Source organism: Flavobacterium antarcticum DSM 19726, from assembly GCF_000419685.1.
GTDB lineage: Bacteria > Bacteroidota > Bacteroidia > Flavobacteriales > Flavobacteriaceae > Flavobacterium > Flavobacterium antarcticum.
In genome coordinates this window covers 92,907-113,007 of sequence record NZ_ATTM01000003.1, presented here as the reverse complement: position 1 = coordinate 113,007, position 20,101 = coordinate 92,907, and the positions used below count along the sequence as shown (strand labels likewise).

Genomic DNA, 20,101 nt, shown 5'->3' with positions numbered 1-20,101 from the left:
AAATTTTTTACCATAAAAATTAATCAAGATAGCTTTAAATATGCAAAATAAAAGTAACAAAAGTTTTCTAGCCTGAGTTGCAATTGCGTTTTAATTCCCGCAATCTTGTAAGTATAGTTGATGGCAAAATACAAATTTGACTTTTAAACGTGATCAATCGCTTCAATAGTCAACAAGCAAATTCTAATACATAATACTAATTGCCTTATCTTTGCTGCTATGATTTTAGTTACAGGAGCAACCGGATTAGTAGGTTCACATTTGGTTTTACATTTAGCAGAAAAGGGAAGGAATGTTTCGGCGATTTACCGAAACCAAGCTTCCATTGGTAAAACGGAAGCACTTTTTAAAATGTACGATAAGGAACATTTGTTTGCCAATATAAATTGGATTCCTGCCGACATCAACGACATTCCATCACTCGAAATTGCGTTTGAACATATTGAATATGTGTACCATTGTGCTGCAAAAATTTCCTTTGATCCACGTGATGAAGAAAAATTACGAAAGATAAACATTGAAGGAACGGCTAACATTGTCAATTTCTGTTTGGCAAAAAACGTTAAGAAACTCTGTTTTGTGAGCTCGATTGCCGCTTTAGGCGATTTACCTGAATACAATTTCAATCAAGAGAACGGAGAACTGACACCAAAAATCACCGACGAAGAAACCGACTGGAATCCTGAAAAACCACACAGCGACTACGCAATTTCTAAATACGGTTCTGAAATGGAACTTTGGCGCGGTCAACAAGAAGGTTTAGAAGTGGTTATTGTCAATCCAGGAATTATTCTTGGAGCAATCCCAAAATCATGGAATAGGAACGAAGGCAGTTTTAAAATAATTACAAAAGTAGCAGGCGGTTTACAGTTTTATACCAACGGGACAACAGGATTCGTAGGTGTTTTAGATGTCGTAAAATGCATGACACAACTCATGGACAGCGACAAAAAAGGGAATCGGTACATCTTAGTTTCTGAGAATCTATCTTATAAAAATCTGACGACGCTAATTGCTGCGAATTTGAATGTTACACCACCAAAAAAAGAAGCCAAAAGATGGATGACAAAACTCGCTTGGCGTTGGGATTGGTTGGCAACAAATCTATTTTTACAAGAACGGAATTTGACTAAAGCGGTTGCAAAATCACTACATACAAAAGATTTTTATTCGAGTGCAAAAATAGAAAAGGAGCTGAATTTTACTTTTGAGCCTATTGAAAATGTTATTTCTAATATAGCTGAAAAGTATTAGTTTTTAATGGTGTCTTTAAATAATGCTCCGCGAAGATCGTGTTTTTTACGCAGCATTTCTCTAGATTTTAGAGGTATCTCAGCTGGTTTTTTTTCTTCTTTTTTGACTTCAACTTCCGGATTTTTCAACAGAATAGAATCAATTGCAGCTTTGTTTTTTTGCAAACGGGTAGTGACTTTTTTATGTAAATTATCGTACAACTCGACATCACTTGCATAATAACGGTCGCTGTTGCCAAATTGAATACTGTCGACTTTATACTTTTCAAAAATGTAACTTGCTGGAGTGATGTTGCGGTCTTGTAGGAATTTTAATTCGGTTGATTTCATGGCGTTAATCAAGTACAAATCATACCAAATATCGACCATTTTATCTTTACCCACTAAATCTTTGGGTTTTTCAACACCTTTAGATTCGCAGTTGACGAGTAAAATTCCCAAACTAAAAAGCAAAATTAATTTTCTCATAGAAGTTCCTTTTTAACGATCAAATGTCAAGCGTTGTCCGGCATGAACTTCTTTCACTTTTGAATTATTAAAAACCAATTGTCCATTCACGAATGTATGTGTAATTCTTGACTTAAAAGTCGTGCCTTCAAACGGAGACCATCCACATTTGTATAAAATATTATCTTTCTTTACAGTCCAAGGTAAGCCGGTATTGATAATGGCTAAATCAGCAAAATAACCTTCTTTGATAAATCCACGCTTTTCAATTTTGAATAATTTTGCAGGATTATGCGCCATTTTTTCAATGATTTTCTCAATAGAAATTTTCCCTTGGTGATACGCTTCAAACATAGCAACCACGGCATGTTGAACTAACGGTCCGCCTGAAGGTGCTTTTGCATATTTCTGATTTTTTTCTTCTAAAGTATGTGGTGCATGATCACTTGCAATAACATCAATTCGGTCGTCAAGTAAGGCTTGCCACAATGCATCACGATCGTTTTCAGTCTTAACAGCTGGATTCCATTTGATAAAATTGCCTTTTTTCTCGTAATCTTTGTCGCTGAACCAAAGATGGTGAATACACACTTCTGCGGTAATCATTTTCTCTTCTAGCGGAATTTTATTGGTAAACAAATCCAATTCTTTCGCAGTTGAAATATGAAAAACATGTAATCGAGCACCTGTTTTCTTAGCTAATTCAATTGCTTTTGACGAAGAAATGTAACACGCTTCTGCACTTCGAATCAACGGATGGGCTGAAACGGGAATGTCTTCACCGTATTCTGCTTCAAATTTTGCAAAATTAGCTTTGATTGTCGCTTCATCTTCGCAATGTACTGCAATCAGCATTTTAGTACTTGAAAATATTTTTTCTAAAACGGCTTCATCGTCTACCAACATATTTCCGGTTGAAGAACCTAAGAAAAGTTTTATTCCAGCAACGTTTTTTGGATCTGTTTTTAATAATTCCTCTAAATTATCGTTTGTTCCACCCATCATAAATGAATAGTTCGTAAATGATTTTTCCGCAGCTATCTTGTATTTATCTTCTAATAATTCTTGGGTTACGGCATTAGGAACCGTGTTGGGTTGCTCGATAAAAGTAGTAATTCCTCCCGCAACAGCAGCTCGAGATTCCGTATAAATCGTTCCCTTATGCGTCAAGCCTGGTTCTCTGAAGTGAACCTGATCGTCAATAATTCCTGGAATCAAATAGTTTCCTTCTGCATCAATAATTTTTGTTGAAGAGGATTTGGCACTAATTTGCGAAGCAATTTCAGTAATTATATTGCCTTCAATCAATACATCTCCTTCAAAAATAACACCTTCATTTACAATCTTCGCATTCCGAATTAACGTTGTGTTCATATTCTTTATAATCGATTAAATAATTTTTTTATTCGTAGTGAAATTACACCAAAAATAGCTTCTTTGATAATGGATCCACTCATTTTTGAGGTTCCTCTCGCTCGATCTGTAAAAATAATAGGAACTTCAAAGAGTTCAAAATTCTTAGCATAGGAACGGTATTTCATTTCAATTTGAAAAGCATAGCCTACAAATTTGATGCGGTCTAAATTTATTTTTTCTAAAACCTCACGTCGGTAGCACATAAATCCAGCCGTTGCATCATGGACTTGCATTCCCGTAATTAAACGAACGTAAACAGAGGCGAAATAGGAGAGAAGTACACGGCTCAAAGGCCAATTGACCACATTTACTCCGGTAACATAACGGGAGCCAATGGCGACGTCTTTTTTTCCAAAATGGCAAGCGTCGTACAATTTTTCTAAATCATTTGGATTGTGCGAAAAATCAGCGTCCATTTCAAAGACATAGGAATAATCGCGTGCCAATGCCCATTTAAAACCATGAACGTAAGCGGTTCCTAATCCTGCTTTTTTAGTTCTGTTTTCAATAAAAAGACGCTCTGGAAATTCCAATAGTAACTCGCTGACTTTTCTAGCAGTGCCATCAGGAGAATTATCGTCCACAACAAGAATATGAAATGGTTTATGCAAAGACAAAACCGCTCTAATAATGCCCTCAATATTCTCAATCTCGTTGTAAGTAGGAATGATAATTATTCCGTGGTTCATAAGTTTGTAAATTTCGACAACAAAAATAAACTATTTATAGCGTAAGCGTCCTAATAAAAGTATAATTATTAAGTGTTTTCGATGAAAATAGAATTTCAAAACACACTTTTTTAAATTTGTTTGCCAATTAAAAAAATGACTAATTTTGCAGCATGATTAACGATTTATTAGGACACGAACGGATTATAGAAAATAAGGATTGGGCAACGATTTTATTTGTGCTCTCTTTTGTTGTAATTGCAGTTACGAAATCAACTTTTGAAACGCGTTTTGCCGATTTCTCCAAGTTAATTGTTTCTGATAAATACAACAAAATTTATAAGGAAAGTTCGCAGTTATTCAGTTGGTTTAACATTGCTCTGATGTTTGTTCAGTTCATTTCAATCAGTTTTTTTATACAATTGATCTTAGCTTATTTTGATATTGGTTCGAAATACGATTGGATGTTATTTATCCAAATAGCTACGATTTGCTCTGTTTTCATATTGGCGAAATTTCTAATTGAAAAGATCATTGCTGTTGCATTTGACTTTGAAGAGCTTATCGAACAATACAATCTTCAAAAGGTAAATTACAGAACCTATATCTCTTTGTGCTTGTTGCCGGTAAACATGCTTTTGTATTATGTGAATAATTTATCTATAATTGTAATTTACGTGTTAATTTCTTTAGTTTTAGTGTCAAATATTCTGACTTATCTAAATTCTTTGAAAATTTATCAAAAATTCATAATTGGAAAGTTGTTTTATTTTATTTTGTATCTTTGCACTCTCGAAATAGCGCCTTATTATTTCGTTTATTATTGGCTTACAAATAAATAGTAGAAAAGAATACAGCAAACATGAAAGTGAAAACAATATTGGTGTCACAGCCTGAACCTAAAGTAGAGAATTCACCCTATTTTGAATTACAGCAAAAACACAAAGTTAAAGTAGATTTTCGTCCTTTTATACATGTTGAAGGCGTTAGCGCCAAAGACGTTAGATTGCAAAAAATCGATTTAAAAAATTATACTGCAATTATTTTAACAAGTAAAAACTCTGTAGATCACTTTTTTAGAGTGGCCGAAGAGATGCGTTATAAAATCCCGGAAGATTTAAAATATTTTTGTCAATCGGAAGCGGTAGCTTTTTATTTGCAAAAGTACGTTGTGTACCGCAAGAGAAAAATTTACGTGGGACAAAAAGACTTTGCTGATTTATCTCCTTTGATCAAAAAGTATAAAGATGAAAAGTTTTTATTACCAGCCTCAGATCAGTTGAGTAATGAAGCGCCTCAAACCTTAGATAACCTGAAAGTAGATTGGACTGCTGCAACGTTATATAAAACGGTAATGAGTGATTTGTCTGATTTAGCAGACGTATATTATGATATTTTAGTGTTTTTTAGTCCAACAGGAATTAGATCTTTATTTAAAAACTTTCCTGATTTTAAACAAAATGATACCAGAATTGCTGTTTTTGGAAGTACAACTCAAAAAGAAGCATTGGAAAACAACTTAGTAGTTGACATTATGGCTCCAACACCAGAAGCTCCTTCTATGACCATGGCAATTGAAAAATATGTTGCGAAAGTAAATAAAGAATCAAAATAAATAAAGAGTTTAAAAACGTATAAAAAGCCGCACAATATTGTGCGGCTTTTTTGTTTGTTTCAATTTCGTAACAGTCCACTCAGATCTTCAGTTAGAAGATAGGGTGGGTAAAAATTAAACATTTCAATGTTAAAAAGTTATTATAAGACGAATCTACACATTAACAGGTGTTTTGGGAGGGCTTTATTCAAAAAATAAAACGATTTATGAGTGTTTTATAGAAAGATTTTTCACAACTTTGCGGCCGTGGTGGTATTTGCTGACTCATTAATTGTTTTAATTACTGCAAATACTATTACATTATCAGCAAGAAAGCCGTGTGAAAAAAGATTGATGTTAAAATTTGGCGTTAATTTTCTCTTTTGCAAACTTTAAATTTTGACCGAAGAGCAAACTTTAATTTTACGGTATTTGTCAGATATACATAAGTACTAATTCCATAATTAAAATTTTATAAAATGAACTTTAGAACGATCCGAATGTCCCTGTTAGTGTTTTTATTGTTATTCCTATCTGGTTTGACTTTTGCGCAAGAACATACTGTACAGGGAAGAGAAATTTTTGGAAATAAATTAGAAAGTATAAATCCGGAAAATGGTTTAATTAGATGTGTGTCGTCAGAATACGAAAAGCACTTATTTCAGAATGAACCCAATAGAGCAACTACCGAAGAGTTTGAAGCTTGGCTTGCGCCAAAAGTAGAAGCGGTAAAACAACGTATGTTGTATGCAACAACTGATGAGCCAATTATTATATCTATTCCTGTTGTAGTTCACGTAATTCACAATGGAAAAGGTGTGGGTTCTTTTGAAAATATTTCTGATGCTCAAGTGTTGTCGCAAATTGCGGTTTTAAATCAAGATTTTCGAAGAATGTTAAATACGCCTGGATATAACGCGAACACTATTGGTGCTGATGTAGGAATCGAATTTTGTTTGGCTTTAACAGCACCTGACGGAACAGCCACTACAGGAATTGACCGCGTAAATCTTGGTGTTGCGCAATGGACGTCAGAATCGGCTGTAGAGAATACACTAAAACCACAAACGATTTGGGATCCAACGCAATATTTTAATATCTGGGTAGCTAAATTTGGAGGTACGGGTAATAATAGTTTAAATGGAGTTTTAGGATATGCACAATTTCCTAGTAATTCGGGCTTGGGAGGAATTAGTACTAATGGAGGATCAGCAACAACAGATGGAGTTATTATGGATTACCGAGCGTTTGGTTCATCTGACATTGCTCCTTTCGGCTCTTATTATTCGGGTTACGATAAAGGACGTACAGCGACTCACGAAATTGGACACTGTTTTGGCCTGCGTCACATTTGGGGAGATAATTCTAATTGCACTGTAAATACCGCTGATAGTGGTCAAGATTATTGTCCTGATACGCCTGCAGCAAACACACCCCATTTTGACTGTAATGCTGTGTACAATACCTGTTTTTCTGCTCCAGGAAACGATATGACTGAAAATTACATGGACTATACAAATGATACGTGTATGAGTACCTTTACATTAGATCAGAAAGCGAGAATAGTGGCGGTTTTACAAAATTCAGTAAGAAGATCTACGTTGGTAACTTCTACAGTATGTCAGTCTAATTTAGGTACTGAAGTATTTGACAATAATAATGCACTTGCAATTTTCCCAAATCCAGCAAGCGACGTAATTAATATTGGAATAGCGAATTCAGCTATTCTGCCAACTTCTTACAGCATATTTAATGCACTTGGTCAAATCGTTGCAGTGAAAAATATATCATCTGTGAATGATTTACAAATTGACATCAATTCAATGAATACTGGAATTTATTTCATTAAAATTGAAAGACAAAACGCATCAAAAACCTTTAAGTTTATCAAGAAATAAAGGTTATAAAGCATAAACATAAAAAAATCGGAACAGAAATTTATTTCTGCTCCGATTTTTTTGTTAATCAATTCAGCATACTGGTTTAGTAGATGCTGAATTAATCTATTTTAAATTATGATTATTCTGGTGCTAATTCTAATTTCAGACCTTCAAGTGCTTTAGTAATATGCAATTGACAACCCAATCTACTGTTGTCTTTTACGTTGAATGCTTCCGATAGCATTGCTTCTTCATCATCACTTTTCTCCGGTAAAGTAACGTCGTTCAAAACGTAACATTGACAGGAAGCACACATAGCCATTCCGCCACAAATACCAATAGTTCCTTCTGGAGCAAGTTCATAAGCACGAACAAGTTCCATAATATTCATATTCATATCGGTTGGCGCTTCCACTTCATGAGAAACACCTTCGCGGTCAATTATTGTAATTTTTACGTCTTGTGCCATTTTTATACTATTGATTGTACAACCGCTTTTTCAGCTTCTTTACGTGTTCCGTCAAAACCGTCAATTCCAGAAACGGTTGTATATTTTAAAACATATTTTTTTCCTGGATTCATTCGTTGGTAAACGCTCTGACACATTAAAGTCGCTTCGTGAAAACCACACAAGATTAATTTTAATTTTCCCGGATAAATGTTCACATCACCAATGGCATAAATACCAGGAATGTTCGTTTGGTAATCCAATGAATTATCGACTTTAATTGCATTTTTTTCGATTTCTAATCCCCAATTTGCGATCGGACCCAACTTTGGCGTAAGCCCAAAAAGCGGAATTAAATAATCCGTTTCAATAGTTCTTTGAGCTCCATTCTGATCTAAAACGATTCCAGAAAGATGTTCGTCTCCTTGTAAACCTACTACTTCGGCAGGAGTTACTAATCGAATTTTTCCAAGGTTTTTAAGTTCTTGTACTTTTTCAACCGAATCTAAAGCGCCACGGAATTCATTTCTACGGTGCACCAACGTTACTTCAGAAGCAATATTAGATAAGAAAATACTCCAATCTAATGCGGAATCTCCTCCACCAGCGATAACCACTTTTTTATCTCTAAATTTCTCTGGGTCACGTATGAAGTATTCAATTCCTTTATCTTCGTAGAAATTCAGATTTTCAATCAACGGTTTTCTAGGTTCAAAACTTCCCAATCCGCCGGCAATTGCAACTGAATTAGCATGAATTTCTGTGCCTTTATCAGATGTAACAATAAAAGTTCCATCTTCTTGTTTGTCAATCGTCTCTGCACGTTCTCCCAAAGTAAATCCCGGTTGAAACTGCTTGATTTGTTCCATCAAATTGTCTACCAAATCACCTGCTAAAACTTCTGGGAATCCCGGAATGTCAAAAATCGGTTTTTTAGGATAAAGTTCGGCTAACTGTCCACCAGGTTGCGGAAGTGCGTCAAGAATATGACATTTTAATTTAAGTAATCCTGCTTCAAAAACGGTGAAAAGTCCAGTTGGACCTGCACCAATTATAAGAATATCTGTTTGTATCATCTTTTGAATTGTTGTTGAGCGTACTCAAAATTTTGAGCAAAATTCCAACTTTAAGCACGCTTTTTCTATGATATTTGTCAGTTGCGCTTTTTCTAATCAGTAATTAGACTTTTTGAAACCCTAATTCTAGCTTGAAAGTGCAAATAGTTGAAATGTGTACTAGTTGAAAACTACGCGATATTAACGACCGTCTCAATTTGGGGAGCATACTTTTTAATAGTAGTTTCCACACCCGCTTTTAACGTCATTTGGTTTACACTACAAGAAGTACAAGCGCCTTCTAAACGAACAGTAACGTGCTTGCCATCTTCAATTCCAACAAGTGCAATATCACCGCCATCAGAATTTAAAAACGGACGAATTTCGTCTAAAGCTTTCAAAATATTTTGAGTTAATTCTTCTGTATTCATAATTTTAATTTAGTTTTCAGTCTCGGTTTTCAGTCGCAGTCAGCAATACAAGGTGCAAACTGTGACTGAAAACTGATTACTATTTCTTCACTGCCGAACAACCTGCCATTGTTGTAATTTTAATTGCTTCAGTTGCCGGAAGTGATTCGTTACGATTTACCGTTTCTTGTACTACATTTCGGGTAATTTCTTGGAACACTTTTTCAACAATAGAACCGCTTTGCAAAGCACCTGGACGACCGTAATCTCCCGCTTCACGAATGGATTGTACTAAGGGAACTTCTCCTAAAAACGGAACTTGTAAGTCTTCCGCTAAATTTTTAGCACCTTCTTTTCCAAAGATGTAATATTTGTTGTTTGGCAATTCTTCAGGTGTAAAATACGCCATATTTTCAATAATTCCTAAAACAGGAACATTGATGGAATCCGACATAAACATCGAAACTCCTTTTTTGGCATCAGCCAAAGCAACTGCTTGTGGCGTTGAAACTACAACCGCACCCGTTATTGGCAACGACTGCATAATAGAAAGGTGAATATCACCCGTTCCAGGAGGTAAATCGATCAAAAGGAAATCTAAATCGCCCCAATCAGCATCAAAAATCATTTGGTTCAACGCTTTTGAAGCCATTGGTCCACGCCAAATAACTGCTTGACTTGGAGCTGTAAAAAATCCAATTGAAAGAATTTTCACTTCGTAACTTTCAATAGGTTTCATTTTTGATTTTCCATCTACAACAACCGAAATTGGTTTTGCACTTTCAACATCAAACATGATTGGCATCGACGGACCGTAAATATCGGCGTCTAGAACACCAACAGCGAATCCCATTTTTGCTAAAGTCACCGCTAAGTTTGCAGTCACCGTTGATTTTCCAACACCACCTTTTCCAGAAGCAACGGCAATAATATTTTTAATTCCAGGAATGGCTTTTCCTTTAATTTCGTTTGCTTTTTCAGGAGCTTCCACTTTAATATTCACTTTCACTTTCGCGTCCGGTGAAAATTTATCGTGAATCAATTTTCTGATATCGTCTTCTGCACGCTTTTTAATGTGCATCGCCGGCGTTGTCAATACCAAATCGATAACGGCTTCTTCGCCAAATGTAACTACGTTTTTAACCGCGCCACTTTCTACAATATTTTTTCCTTCTCCAGCAACAGAGATGGTTTCGAGTGCTTTAAGAATTTCTTTTCTATCTAATTTCATTATATTTAGATTGCGCAACCGTTTACAAAAAGCTGCATTTATTTAAACTGAATATTAATTGCAAAGATAGTACGAAATGTTGTGAAAGTATAGTTAATGAATTGAAAATGTTTGCGGAAGAAGTTGCAATTAATAGCGTGTGAATTTTTAAAAAATTACAAGGAATTCGTGCGAATTAAATTGATTTTGTGAACCGTATACTGATGCTGAAGTTTGTTTTTTAAAACGTTGTATGTTGAAGTTAACAAATTGTTTTTTGCGATTGAAAATGAAAATGAGTCAACACTTCCCGATGTGAATTTTGCTTGTGTAGTTTTAAAAGATGCTTCAGCAAATAGCAAAACATCTGCTAATTTTTCTTCAAATAATAAGAAATGGACTATGTTTACTTTTTCAATTTCAACTTGTTGCTCAATAAGAATTTTTTGCTGTTCCACTTTTAGATTTGATTTTTCACTTTCAATTTTTGCAGCATTTATTGCTTTATTATTTTTGAACCCGTTAAAAATGGGAACTGATAATTGCAGTCCTACTTGTTGATTTTTGTTGTTTCCGAGTTGATCGCTAAAATTAGAAAGGAGTAAATCTGCGTCGTTTATCGGTCGGTAATAAAAGGAAGATAATTGGTAAAATGTAGTCAGCGTTGGATACATTTTTGAACGCTGTATACGCAACTCTTTCTCACTAATTTTAGAAGAAAGTTCAGCTGATTTTATTTTTGGATTTAGAATTATTTCCGAAGTATCATATTTATTTTCAATATCATTTATAAATATAATATTATGGTTTATTTTTTCATCATAGTTTATGAGCTGGAATAAATTTATTTTTTGGATTTCGAACAATTGCTGCGTTTCAAGAAGCTGATTTTCTTCTTTTGAATATTCAAATTGAATATCATATAAGTCACTTTTTGGTTTACTACCGATTTCAATTTCTTTAGAAACACGAATTAAATTTAGTCTTGTGTTTTCAAGTTGTTGTTTTTGGATCTTTTGTAATTCTTGCGTAAATAACGTTTCGTAAAACTGCGTTAGTATTTGAAGTTTATATTCATTTTCAATTATTTCTAGGTCGGCTTTTGCAAGGTTGATTGCAATTTTTGATTTTTGTGAATTCGCAATCGCCCCAAAGTCGATGAGGTTTATTTGAGCATTCATGTAAAAATTATCATACTGAATGTTGGAACTCACTCGTCCATTAGTTGAGGGATCAATGGTAGAACCGAAATTATAACTTTGACTTCCAAATAAACTGACCGTCGGTAATAATTCATTAATCATTGAAACGCGAGATTTCTCCGTTCTATTGACTTCTAATTTCTGAATTTTAATACCAATATTATTTTCAATACCTACGTCGATACAGTTCTGCAACGACCAATTTGTTTTTTGGCCGTTAGCAAACTGGAATGCCATGACTAACAGCAAAATAAATATTATTTTAGTCAAATGATTCATTATTTTTTCTATTTTGAAACACCGGTCTACGAAAATCTAAGAATTTGTAGAATTTTTCAAATCAGTGTTCCTTTATCTTAAATTGATATTATTTTTCGATATTGTTTATTCGTATTTTAAATATTTTAAAACATCCACTTTTGTAGCTTGATACGCTCGAGAAAGCACTACGATTAAAGTTAAAATCAACAAAACAACAAACCCAATAAAAAACGGCAAAATGGAAATTTCAATTCTAAAAGCAAAGTTTTCTAGCCATTTATTCAAAAAATAATACACGGGAAAAAGCGCGATTAAAAATCCAATTATAAAGAAAATCACATATTGTTTTGAAAGTGACAAAAGCAATGTGTTAGTTTCTGCACCAAGCGTTTTGCGTATCGCAATTTCTTTCATTCTTCTCTGAATTGAATAACTTGCCAATGCAAATAATCCAAAAAGCGCGATCAGAATTACAATGAAATTTAGCAATGAAAACAGGTTTTTTTGCTTCACATATGATGCATAAGTTCTCGCATAACTTTTATCCACAAAATCGTACGAAAACGGATATTCAGTATTTACATTTTTTACCCAAAATTTTTCAATTTCAGCGATACTTTGTTCCATGTCATTCGGATTGACTTTTACATTAATCTTCTGAACGTTTTGCAGCATCCAATCAACCGTTTTAAAATGAAAGAAAACCATTGGTGGAATTTCCGCTTGTGGACCATATAGATTAAAATCTTTTACAACACCCACAATTTTAAATTTCCGGTCGTTCCATTCTACTTCTTTACCAATAGGATCTTTTTCCCCCATCATTCTTAAAGTGGTTTCATTAACCATCATAGAATTGATGGTGTCTGAAGCAAATTTTTCCGAGAATTGCCGTCCCTCTTTAATTTTGATTTCCATCATATCCAGCATTTCAAAATCCACCCCCATATTTCTTGCTTGAATAGTGCTACCGCCTTTATAGGTAAATCCGGAGGACGATCCATTCGCTGTACCAAATTCAATAGATCCAGCGGCAACCTGCTCGACTCCTTTTATTTTTGAAATTTCACTTTTAACCATATTATAACGACTCAAGAGTTTTGCTTTATAATCCTCTTTTTGCCAGTCGTAATTATTTCGGTAGGAAATTGAAAGTACTTGGTCACCCTTAAATCCTAAATCTTTATTACTAATGTAATCGATTTGTTGGTACACGATATACGAACCAATTATAAAAAAGGTAGCTATTGAAAACTGTAAAATCAACATTGCATTTCGCAACCAAACACCACTTTTATTTCGACCAAAGTTTCCTTTTAAGACTTTTAAAGTTTCGAAGTTAGAGACATAGATCGCCGGAAATATTCCTGCAAAAATTATAGTTATGATAAAAATTAAGAGTAATTGCCCATAAAATTGTCCTCCAAAAATGACTAAACTTTTATTCAAGAACGAATTGTAATAAGGTAAAGAAAGTTCAACAATAACTAATGAGAGTAAAATGGAAAACAATACCATCAGAATGGTTTCGTATAAAAACTGTTGAATAATATTCATTTTTGACGCACCCACAATTTTTCGAACACCTACTTCCTTTGCTCTATTTATTGCATTTGCGGTCGCTAAATTAACGTAGTTTACGATGGATAAAACCAGAATCAAAATGGAAAGCCAAAACATGATTAGCAGAAATTGATAATTTCCCCGTCCTTCTGCATAGCCGTCAACGAGCGAATGCAATCTCGCTGATGACAAAGGCTCTAACACAAATTCAAATTCATCAGCTCCATTTTTTTTAATCCAGTCTTCTACGGATAAACCTTCTTCTGCAGCCCATTTTTCAGCCCTATTTTTGCGCATTAGAGTTTCCATTTTAGCAGCTACTTTGTCTTTATCCTCCGGATTTTTTAGTTTTAGTAACAAACCGTAACTAAAGTTTCCCCAGTTATCTTTGTCTCCATCCATACGTCCATTTAACATTCCGGTAACCGCTTGTGGCGCCATTGATGATTTCCCGGGAATTTCATACACACCTCTTACAATTAACTTTGTGTTAGCATAAGTAACTTCTCTTCCTAAAATGTCAATTGTTCCAAATAATTTTTCGGCAGCACTTTTGGAAAAAACGATCGCATTTTTGTCGTTAAGTGCTGTTTTAGAATTTCCCTTTAGAAATGGGAAAGGAAACATTTCAAAAAATTGATTTTGAGTCTCCGTAACGTTAAACATTTGTTTTTTGTCTTTGTACTGCACAAAATCTTCGTAATACCAATTGTCTAAATAACAATGGGTCTCAATTTCTAGAAAATCAGTCTTAAAATAATTATCAAAAGTCGCAACAGAACTTGCCCAATATTCGTCCGCACTTATTTTACTAATGGATAGAAAAACAGTCTCTTTCCCAGGATTCCAATCATTATAACTGTGTTCGTCGTTCCAATATAAAATGGCAAAAATTAATCCTGCAATTCCAATACTCAGACCCAAAACGTTAAGAAAAGTAAATAGTTTATTGTTTTTTATATGATAGATAAAAAGGTGTGTCCAATTTTTTAACATGATTGTTCGATTTTTGATTGATGATATTAATGCCTATTTTTTAATCACTGAACCAGATGAACTTACATCTTTTGAAACATTTGCGGGGTTCCCGTAAAAAGAAATACTTCCGCTTGATGAGGCTTTTGCTTCAATTAATTTTGTTGCATTTACAATTGCATCTGCTGAAGAACTTGCCTGAACAAATGCATTTTCAACGGTTAAATTCTTCAAATTACAGGTGGAAGAACTACTTGCTTTTACTGAAATTTTGACAGCTTTCCCAGATAAACTCACTTCACTTGAACTGCTAGATTCAATTTGAACTGAATTTGCAGTAATTGTTCCTTTTAAATCAGCACTTGAAGATGCAGTGATTATTACATTCGTACATTCAAAATTTCCCGATACACTTCCCGATGAACTGACTGCTATTTCTAAATTTGAAATGGTATTTGTGTTCTGAAATTTCACGTCAGCAGATGAACTTGTCTTTACCGATTCCAAGTTAGGGCCCGAAACGGTAATTTTTAAAACTTGAAATTCAACTCCATTTATAAAACTCAAATAGCTTCTATTCTTGTTCTTCTTCTTGCCTTTGTTTTTCTTCTCCTTATAATCTTTCGTATCAATGGATAGAATCAGTGTTCCATCAGTAACTTCTGTTTTTACAAGTTTTAATTTCTCTGCATCATCTGTTTCCACGGTTACACTTATATTATCTGAAATCGTGTATATAACATCAATGGAACTCGACACTTTCAATTTTGAAAAATTTGCAACTGCTCTGTTTTCTGATACTTGTGCCGTTAAAAAACCAGTAACTAATAATGTGGTAAAAATGATTAATTTGTTCATTTTGCTTTTATTTAGGATATTAACACGTCTACGTTTTTACTATTATTTTTCTCTGAAAGAATGATTCCATCCTTCATAAATATGGTTCTTTGCGAAAAAGAGGCATCATAATCCGAATGCGTTACCATTAAAATTGTCGCGCCTTGAGCATGTAAATCCGTCAAAAGTTCCATCACTTCATTTCCGTTTTTAGAATCCAAATTCCCGGTTGGCTCGTCGGCCAAAATTATTTTTGGGTCATTTATTAAAGCTCTTGCAACGGCGACACGTTGCTGTTGACCACCAGAAAGTTGTTGCGGATAATGTTTCAATCGATGTGAAATTCCCAAACGTTCTGCAATTTTCTCTACCTTTTCCTTGCGTTCCGAAGCTGAAACTTTGTTGTAAATCAACGGTAACTCAATGTTATCATAAACCGACAATTCGTCGATTAAGTTGAAATTTTGAAATACAAACCCAATATTTTCCTTCCTGATTTTTGATTTCTGTTGCTCTTTCAACCCGATCATTTCTTGATTAAGCAACTGATAACTTCCCGAAGAAGCACTGTCTAAAAGCCCAACGATATTTAGTAATGTCGATTTTCCACTTCCCGAAGCACCCATTATGGTGACAAAATCACCTTCATTGATTGTGATTGAAACCTCGTGTAACGCTTTCGTTTCCACTTCTTCCGTTTGGAAGATTTTTGATAAATTTTTGATTTGAATCATTTGATTGTATGTTTTGATTTCGTCTATATTCTTTACTCTATATTCTATTTTCTCTTCTCTAAATTCTTTATTCTAAATTCAATACTTCCACTTCCTTATAGTCTTTATAACTCGAAGTCACCACCTTTTCACCTTCTTTCAATCCTTCTAAAACTTCGTAATACAAAGGATTTTCCCTTCCTAAACTAATAGTTCTCCGTACGGCTTCAGTTCCTTTCACCACAAAAATCCATTTGCCCGAAGTGTCTTGGTAGAAACTGCCTTTCGGTAAAAGTGTGGTCTTCTTTTTCTCTGACAAAGTGATTCTCACACCAAAACTTAATCCTTGATTGAGCTCTAATTTAGCGCCATCCACAAAATTAACTTCCACCATAAACCGACCACTTTTTATTTCAGGAATTACTTTTGTAATCTGAACTTCTAATGTTTTTCCGTTAAATTCCACAGAACCTCTTTGTCCCTCAGAAACGCGGTCTAAATAAAACTCATCTACATCAGCCACTAATTTATACCCTTTCATCACATCAATTGTCCCAATGCTATTTCCTTGAATATAGGTTTTGCCCAAAATAGGTTCAAAAGAAGAAAGACGACCCGAGAGTGGAGCTGTAATCAGAAAATTGTTTTTATTTTTCCGCAAAATAGACAAACTCTTGTTCATAATTCCAATGGATTGATTCAGTTGGCCAATTTGAATTTTGTTCGCTTGCTTTTCCTTCGTCACACTTTGCTTAATAATATCCATTCGCTCTTTTTGGAATCGGAAATTTTCTTGTGTTTTCTGCCATTCATTAGCAGATAAAATTTCTTGGTCGAATAATTTTTTATTCAAATCAAAAAGATTCTTTGCATCTACGAAATCGTGTTCGATGGAAATTAAATCTTTCGCCAAATTCAATTCCTGATTTCTTAAATCAAGTTTGACTTTATTCAAATTATTAATTTGTTCGATAATTGTCGTTTCTTGTTGCATATAATTTAGTTCCGTATTTGGATTGTACAATCGAACCAACGGCTGACCTTGGACAACGATATCTCCATTATTTACAAAAATTTCTTGAACCGCTCCACCTTCAATGACATTCACCAGCATCGAATTTAATGGAGTCGCTTTCGCCTGAAACATAATAAAGTCTTCAAAAAAACCTTCTTCCACTGTTTTAATCGAAATTTCTGATGGATTGACATTCAAACTTCTTTTTTTTGTCAAAGAAGTCGTAACAAAATAACCCAAAATCAATATAATTGGTAAGGCAACTAATGCATACTTTTTTTTGTTATTTTTACGAGCGATGATGGTGTCCATTGTTATTATTTTATGAACCTATTAGCAATTTTGTGCCAAACTTTAAAGATTTACAATGACCTGGTTTGTTGTAAAATATAAAATAATCTAAAAATCGACTGTCCGATAATGAACACCAATCGTCCGATAATGAACACCTAATGAAAAAGACCAACGCCACAATTTTAGTAATTGACGACCAAGAAGACATTCTTTTTACGGCGAAAATGCTGTTGAAGAAACATTTTGAGACGATTTACACCTTGAATAATCCAAAAAATGTGGTGCAACTTTTAGCAGAAAATGAAATTGATTTGGTTTTGTTAGACATGAATTACCGCATTGGTTTTGAAGATGGACGAGAAGGTTTGTATTTTTTGAAAGAAATAAAAAAGCTATCGCCAAATACAATTGTACTCTTAATGACGGCTTTTGGAAAAGTAGAAACCGCTGTAGAAGGATTGAAAAACGGTGCTTTTGATTATGTTTTAAAACCTTGGGACAATGAGAAATTATTAGAAACCATCAAAAAAGGAGTTGCAGAATCTCGAAAGAATAAGAAAGCAAATTCCTCATCGGAAAGTAATTCTTCCTATTTTATTGGAACTTCAAAACCAATTGAAAAGGCTTATTCTTTAGCCAATAAAGTGGCGAAAACCGATGCCAATGTATTGGTTCTTGGTGAAAACGGAACAGGTAAATATGTTTTAGCAAAATATATTCACGAAAATTCAGAACGCAAAAACAACGAATTCATTCACGTAGATTTAGGTTCGCTGAACGAAAACATTTTTGAAAGCGAATTGTTTGGTTACGCAAAAGGTGCTTTTACAGATGCAAAAGTCGACACCACTGGTAAATTCGAAACCGCGCAAAACGGGACCATTTTTCTTGATGAAATTGGAAATGTTCCGCTTCATTTGCAATCCAAGTTATTGCAAGTGATTCAAACAAAAACAGTAACACGATTGGGAGAAACCAAACCACGAAAAATTGACGTTCGGATTATTACAGCAACCAATTTAAATTTGAAAGCGGAAGTAAACGTAAAAAACTTCCGTGAAGATTTGTATTACAGAATCAATACTATGGAAATAACATTGCCTTCTTTACGTGAAAGAATCGAAGATAAAATTCCGTTAGCTCAATTTTTATTGGATAAGATGATTTCAAAATACGAACGAGAAACAATTTCTTTTGATGAAAAAGCACTAATTCAAATTGAAAACCACGCTTGGAATGGAAACATTCGTGAAATAGAAAACCGAATTGAAAGAGCGGTTATTTTGTGTGAAAACAATACCATAAAAGCTTCGGATTTAGATTTAGAAATTATTACAAAGTATGAGAATCACGACGAATTTCAACTTTCAGATATTGAAAAAGGAACTATTGAAAAAGTATTGATTAAAAATGACCACAACATTAGCAAATCTGCCGAGGAATTAGGACTGTCAAGAGCTTCTTTATACCGAAGAATTGAAAAGTATAACATTCAAACTTCCTGATATGTTGTCCAATGTCAAAATATACAATCAAATTTTTATTCGAATCCTATTGATTCTTTTGGGTTTTGGAGCAGCGTTTTTACTACTTCAGAGAAGTTTAATTTACACGTCTGCATTTATCGGGTTTGTAGTTTTATTAATCATTATTGAGCTGTATTTCTATCTTAAAAATGCCTTCTTGTTTTACGACAAAACTATAAATGCGATTTTAAACAAAGACTTTTCAGCAGATTTTTCAAAACACAAATCGTTTCAAAATTACAGTCGTTTGTTTCAATTGTATGACAAAATGAAACAAGCGGAAAATGAACAAGCTTCCAAGGATATAGTTTATCGATCGATATTAAACAACATTGAAACCGGTATTCTAATTTTACAAAAACAAGAAAGTGACTGGTCCATTTTCTTGATGAATGACTTTTTTTCGAAACATTTTGAAGTGCCAAAAGTCTCTAAATGGCATTATTTAAAAAACCAAATACCTTCGCTTTGTTCGCTTATTGAAGAACAAAATTTCAGCGAAATTAAAACCACTTTACAGATTAGAGTGAGCCAACAAGAAACACAAACTTTTGTGATGCAATCGTCGCGAACGAAAACCAATAATCAAGATTATTACATTGTTTTACTGGATTCCATTCAGAAAGTAATTGAGAAAAAAGAGAAAGAAGCGTGGATTAATTTGATGAAAGTAATTTCGCATGAATTGATGAATTCTTTGACGCCTATTCGTTCGCTTTCGCAAAATTTAAAAGAGTTAGTAAGTCAAGAATCGTTGAGTCAGGAAGATTTACAAGACATTAAAGACAGCGTGAATACTATGTTCAACAGAAGTAATCATTTGCAAGAATTTGTAGAAAGTTATCGGAAATTAGCGATGTTGCCAACGCCTAAAAAAGAGAAAATTGAACTGTCTGCTTTAATTGAAAACTGTCTTCAAATCATGAAACCACTTTTCAAAAAAGAACATATTGAGGTAAAGAACACCCTTCATTTTAACCGTTGGATTTTGGTTGATCCAAATCAAATGGAACAGGTATTCATCAATTTATTGACCAACAGTTTATTTGCTTTAGCTGAGAAGGAAAGCAAAGAAATTACGATCAGTGCTGAACTGAAAGAGAAGCGTTTGTATATTATCATCACGGATAATGGAACCGGAATTGAACCTGAAATTGAAGATAAAATTCTATTGCCTTTTTTTACAACACGAAAAGATGGAGCCGGAATTGGCTTGACTTTATCAAAGAATATTATTGAAGCTCACGGCGGATATTTGACTTTTACAAGTGATGAAAAGAATACGAGATTTACTGTTTGCTTGGTAGAATAAAGATAATGTAGGTTTCAATTTC

Annotated in this window: 18 protein-coding genes; 6 read left to right on the top strand and 12 right to left on the bottom strand. The window is 34.0% G+C overall.

The features are described 5' to 3' along the window. Positions 1 to 219: 219 nt before the first annotated feature. Entirely contained in the window at positions 220 to 1,254 is a 1,035-nt protein-coding gene (locus YWA_RS0105820; protein WP_022827558.1) for an NAD-dependent epimerase/dehydratase family protein, read from the top strand. Here the strand turns inward: YWA_RS0105820 and YWA_RS14740 are convergent. The 3 genes from YWA_RS14740 to YWA_RS0105805 are packed head-to-tail and all read right to left on the bottom strand — an operon-like array spanning position 1,251 to position 3,805. Beyond that, positions 1,251 to 1,721: a DUF4296 domain-containing protein gene (locus tag YWA_RS14740; protein ID WP_022827557.1), complete on the bottom strand. Its 471-nt coding sequence runs from the start codon at positions 1,719 to 1,721 to the stop codon at positions 1,251 to 1,253. The genes YWA_RS0105820 and YWA_RS14740 overlap by 4 nt on opposite strands. Before the next feature lie 12 nt (positions 1,722 to 1,733). After that, entirely contained in the window at positions 1,734 to 3,074 is a 1,341-nt protein-coding gene (locus tag YWA_RS0105810; protein ID WP_022827556.1) for a dihydroorotase, read from the bottom strand. 5 nt (positions 3,075 to 3,079) lie between these two features. After that, entirely contained in the window at positions 3,080 to 3,805 is a 726-nt protein-coding gene (locus tag YWA_RS0105805) for a polyprenol monophosphomannose synthase (RefSeq protein ID WP_022827555.1), read from the bottom strand. Positions 3,806 to 3,957: 152 nt separating this feature from the next. Between YWA_RS0105805 and YWA_RS0105800 the strand changes: the two genes are divergently transcribed. From YWA_RS0105800 to YWA_RS14735, 3 genes are all read left to right on the top strand, one after another. Further along, the gene (locus tag YWA_RS0105800) at positions 3,958 to 4,626 is read left to right on the top strand and encodes a DUF4271 domain-containing protein (RefSeq protein WP_022827554.1); all 669 of its coding nucleotides are present in this window, start codon (positions 3,958 to 3,960) and stop codon (positions 4,624 to 4,626) included. A gap of 20 nt (positions 4,627 to 4,646) precedes the next feature. Further along, positions 4,647 to 5,399 (top strand): uroporphyrinogen-III synthase, encoded by a 753-nt coding sequence (locus YWA_RS0105795; protein WP_022827553.1) that lies wholly within the window; start codon positions 4,647 to 4,649, stop codon positions 5,397 to 5,399. A 458-nt stretch (positions 5,400 to 5,857) separates the two neighbouring features. Continuing rightward, on the top strand, positions 5,858 to 7,276 hold the full coding sequence (locus tag YWA_RS14735) for a T9SS type A sorting domain-containing protein (RefSeq protein ID WP_084683014.1): 1,419 nt from the start codon (positions 5,858 to 5,860) through the stop codon (positions 7,274 to 7,276). Positions 7,277 to 7,397: 121 nt separating this feature from the next. On the opposite strand, the gene YWA_RS0105780 is transcribed toward YWA_RS14735, so the two are convergent. The 9 genes from YWA_RS0105780 to YWA_RS0105740 all read right to left on the bottom strand — a co-directional run bounded on the left by YWA_RS0105780 (position 7,398) and on the right by YWA_RS0105740 (position 17,259). Beyond that, positions 7,398 to 7,727 (bottom strand): 2Fe-2S iron-sulfur cluster-binding family protein, encoded by a 330-nt coding sequence (locus YWA_RS0105780; RefSeq protein ID WP_022827550.1) that lies wholly within the window; start codon positions 7,725 to 7,727, stop codon positions 7,398 to 7,400. 2 nt (positions 7,728 to 7,729) lie between these two features. After that, positions 7,730 to 8,782, bottom strand: a complete 1,053-nt coding sequence (locus YWA_RS0105775; protein ID WP_022827549.1) for an NAD(P)/FAD-dependent oxidoreductase — start codon at positions 8,780 to 8,782, stop codon at positions 7,730 to 7,732. Positions 8,783 to 8,952: 170 nt separating this feature from the next. Further along, the gene (locus YWA_RS0105770; RefSeq protein WP_022827548.1) at positions 8,953 to 9,192 is read right to left on the bottom strand and encodes a NifU family protein; all 240 of its coding nucleotides are present in this window, start codon (positions 9,190 to 9,192) and stop codon (positions 8,953 to 8,955) included. A gap of 79 nt (positions 9,193 to 9,271) precedes the next feature. Further along, positions 9,272 to 10,402, bottom strand: a complete 1,131-nt coding sequence (locus tag YWA_RS0105765; protein ID WP_022827547.1) for an Mrp/NBP35 family ATP-binding protein — start codon at positions 10,400 to 10,402, stop codon at positions 9,272 to 9,274. A gap of 155 nt (positions 10,403 to 10,557) precedes the next feature. Then, positions 10,558 to 11,862: a TolC family protein gene (locus YWA_RS0105760; RefSeq protein ID WP_084683012.1), complete on the bottom strand. Its 1,305-nt coding sequence runs from the start codon at positions 11,860 to 11,862 to the stop codon at positions 10,558 to 10,560. 105 nt (positions 11,863 to 11,967) lie between these two features. After that, a complete protein-coding gene (locus YWA_RS0105755) occupies positions 11,968 to 14,403 on the bottom strand; it encodes an ABC transporter permease (protein WP_022827545.1) in 2,436 nt (811 codons plus the stop codon). A gap of 33 nt (positions 14,404 to 14,436) precedes the next feature. Further along, a complete protein-coding gene (locus YWA_RS0105750; protein WP_022827544.1) occupies positions 14,437 to 15,240 on the bottom strand; it encodes a GIN domain-containing protein in 804 nt (267 codons plus the stop codon). An 11-nt stretch (positions 15,241 to 15,251) separates the two neighbouring features. Further along, positions 15,252 to 15,953, bottom strand: coding sequence for an ABC transporter ATP-binding protein (locus YWA_RS0105745; protein WP_022827543.1), 702 nt, complete (start codon positions 15,951 to 15,953; stop codon positions 15,252 to 15,254). 67 nt (positions 15,954 to 16,020) lie between these two features. Beyond that, positions 16,021 to 17,259 (bottom strand): efflux RND transporter periplasmic adaptor subunit, encoded by a 1,239-nt coding sequence (locus YWA_RS0105740; protein WP_022827542.1) that lies wholly within the window; start codon positions 17,257 to 17,259, stop codon positions 16,021 to 16,023. Positions 17,260 to 17,399: 140 nt separating this feature from the next. On the opposite strand from YWA_RS0105740, the gene YWA_RS0105735 reads away from it, so the two are divergent. Both YWA_RS0105735 and YWA_RS0105730 read left to right on the top strand, forming a co-directional pair. Continuing rightward, complete coding sequence (locus tag YWA_RS0105735) at positions 17,400 to 18,746, top strand: sigma-54-dependent transcriptional regulator (protein ID WP_022827541.1); 1,347 nt, start codon at positions 17,400 to 17,402, stop codon at positions 18,744 to 18,746. Then, the gene (locus YWA_RS0105730) at positions 18,718 to 20,079 is read left to right on the top strand and encodes a sensor histidine kinase (RefSeq protein ID WP_316928399.1); all 1,362 of its coding nucleotides are present in this window, start codon (positions 18,718 to 18,720) and stop codon (positions 20,077 to 20,079) included. The genes YWA_RS0105735 and YWA_RS0105730 overlap by 29 nt, the downstream gene beginning before the upstream one ends. Positions 20,080 to 20,101: the final 22 nt, after the last annotated feature.

Bases quoted from the DNA above. Each gene is read 5' to 3' on its own strand.
- YWA_RS0105820 (WP_022827558.1), top strand. From the start codon at position 220: ATGATTTTAGTTACAGGAGCAACCGGATTAGTAGGTTCACATTTGGTT.
- YWA_RS14740 (WP_022827557.1), bottom strand. From the start codon at position 1,721: ATGAGAAAATTAATTTTGCTTTTTAGTTTGGGAATTTTACTCGTCAAC.
- YWA_RS0105810 (WP_022827556.1), bottom strand. From the start codon at position 3,074: ATGAACACAACGTTAATTCGGAATGCGAAGATTGTAAATGAAGGTGTT.
- YWA_RS0105805 (WP_022827555.1), bottom strand. From the start codon at position 3,805: ATGAACCACGGAATAATTATCATTCCTACTTACAACGAGATTGAGAAT.
- YWA_RS0105800 (WP_022827554.1), top strand. From the start codon at position 3,958: ATGATTAACGATTTATTAGGACACGAACGGATTATAGAAAATAAGGAT.
- YWA_RS0105795 (WP_022827553.1), top strand. From the start codon at position 4,647: ATGAAAGTGAAAACAATATTGGTGTCACAGCCTGAACCTAAAGTAGAG.
- YWA_RS14735 (WP_084683014.1), top strand. From the start codon at position 5,858: ATGAACTTTAGAACGATCCGAATGTCCCTGTTAGTGTTTTTATTGTTA.
- YWA_RS0105780 (WP_022827550.1), bottom strand. From the start codon at position 7,727: ATGGCACAAGACGTAAAAATTACAATAATTGACCGCGAAGGTGTTTCT.
- YWA_RS0105775 (WP_022827549.1), bottom strand. From the start codon at position 8,782: ATGATACAAACAGATATTCTTATAATTGGTGCAGGTCCAACTGGACTT.
- YWA_RS0105770 (WP_022827548.1), bottom strand. From the start codon at position 9,192: ATGAATACAGAAGAATTAACTCAAAATATTTTGAAAGCTTTAGACGAA.
- YWA_RS0105765 (WP_022827547.1), bottom strand. From the start codon at position 10,402: ATGAAATTAGATAGAAAAGAAATTCTTAAAGCACTCGAAACCATCTCT.
- YWA_RS0105760 (WP_084683012.1), bottom strand. From the start codon at position 11,862: ATGAATCATTTGACTAAAATAATATTTATTTTGCTGTTAGTCATGGCA.
- YWA_RS0105755 (WP_022827545.1), bottom strand. From the start codon at position 14,403: ATGTTAAAAAATTGGACACACCTTTTTATCTATCATATAAAAAACAAT.
- YWA_RS0105750 (WP_022827544.1), bottom strand. From the start codon at position 15,240: ATGAACAAATTAATCATTTTTACCACATTATTAGTTACTGGTTTTTTA.
- YWA_RS0105745 (WP_022827543.1), bottom strand. From the start codon at position 15,953: ATGATTCAAATCAAAAATTTATCAAAAATCTTCCAAACGGAAGAAGTG.
- YWA_RS0105740 (WP_022827542.1), bottom strand. From the start codon at position 17,259: ATGGACACCATCATCGCTCGTAAAAATAACAAAAAAAAGTATGCATTA.
- YWA_RS0105735 (WP_022827541.1), top strand. From the start codon at position 17,400: ATGAAAAAGACCAACGCCACAATTTTAGTAATTGACGACCAAGAAGAC.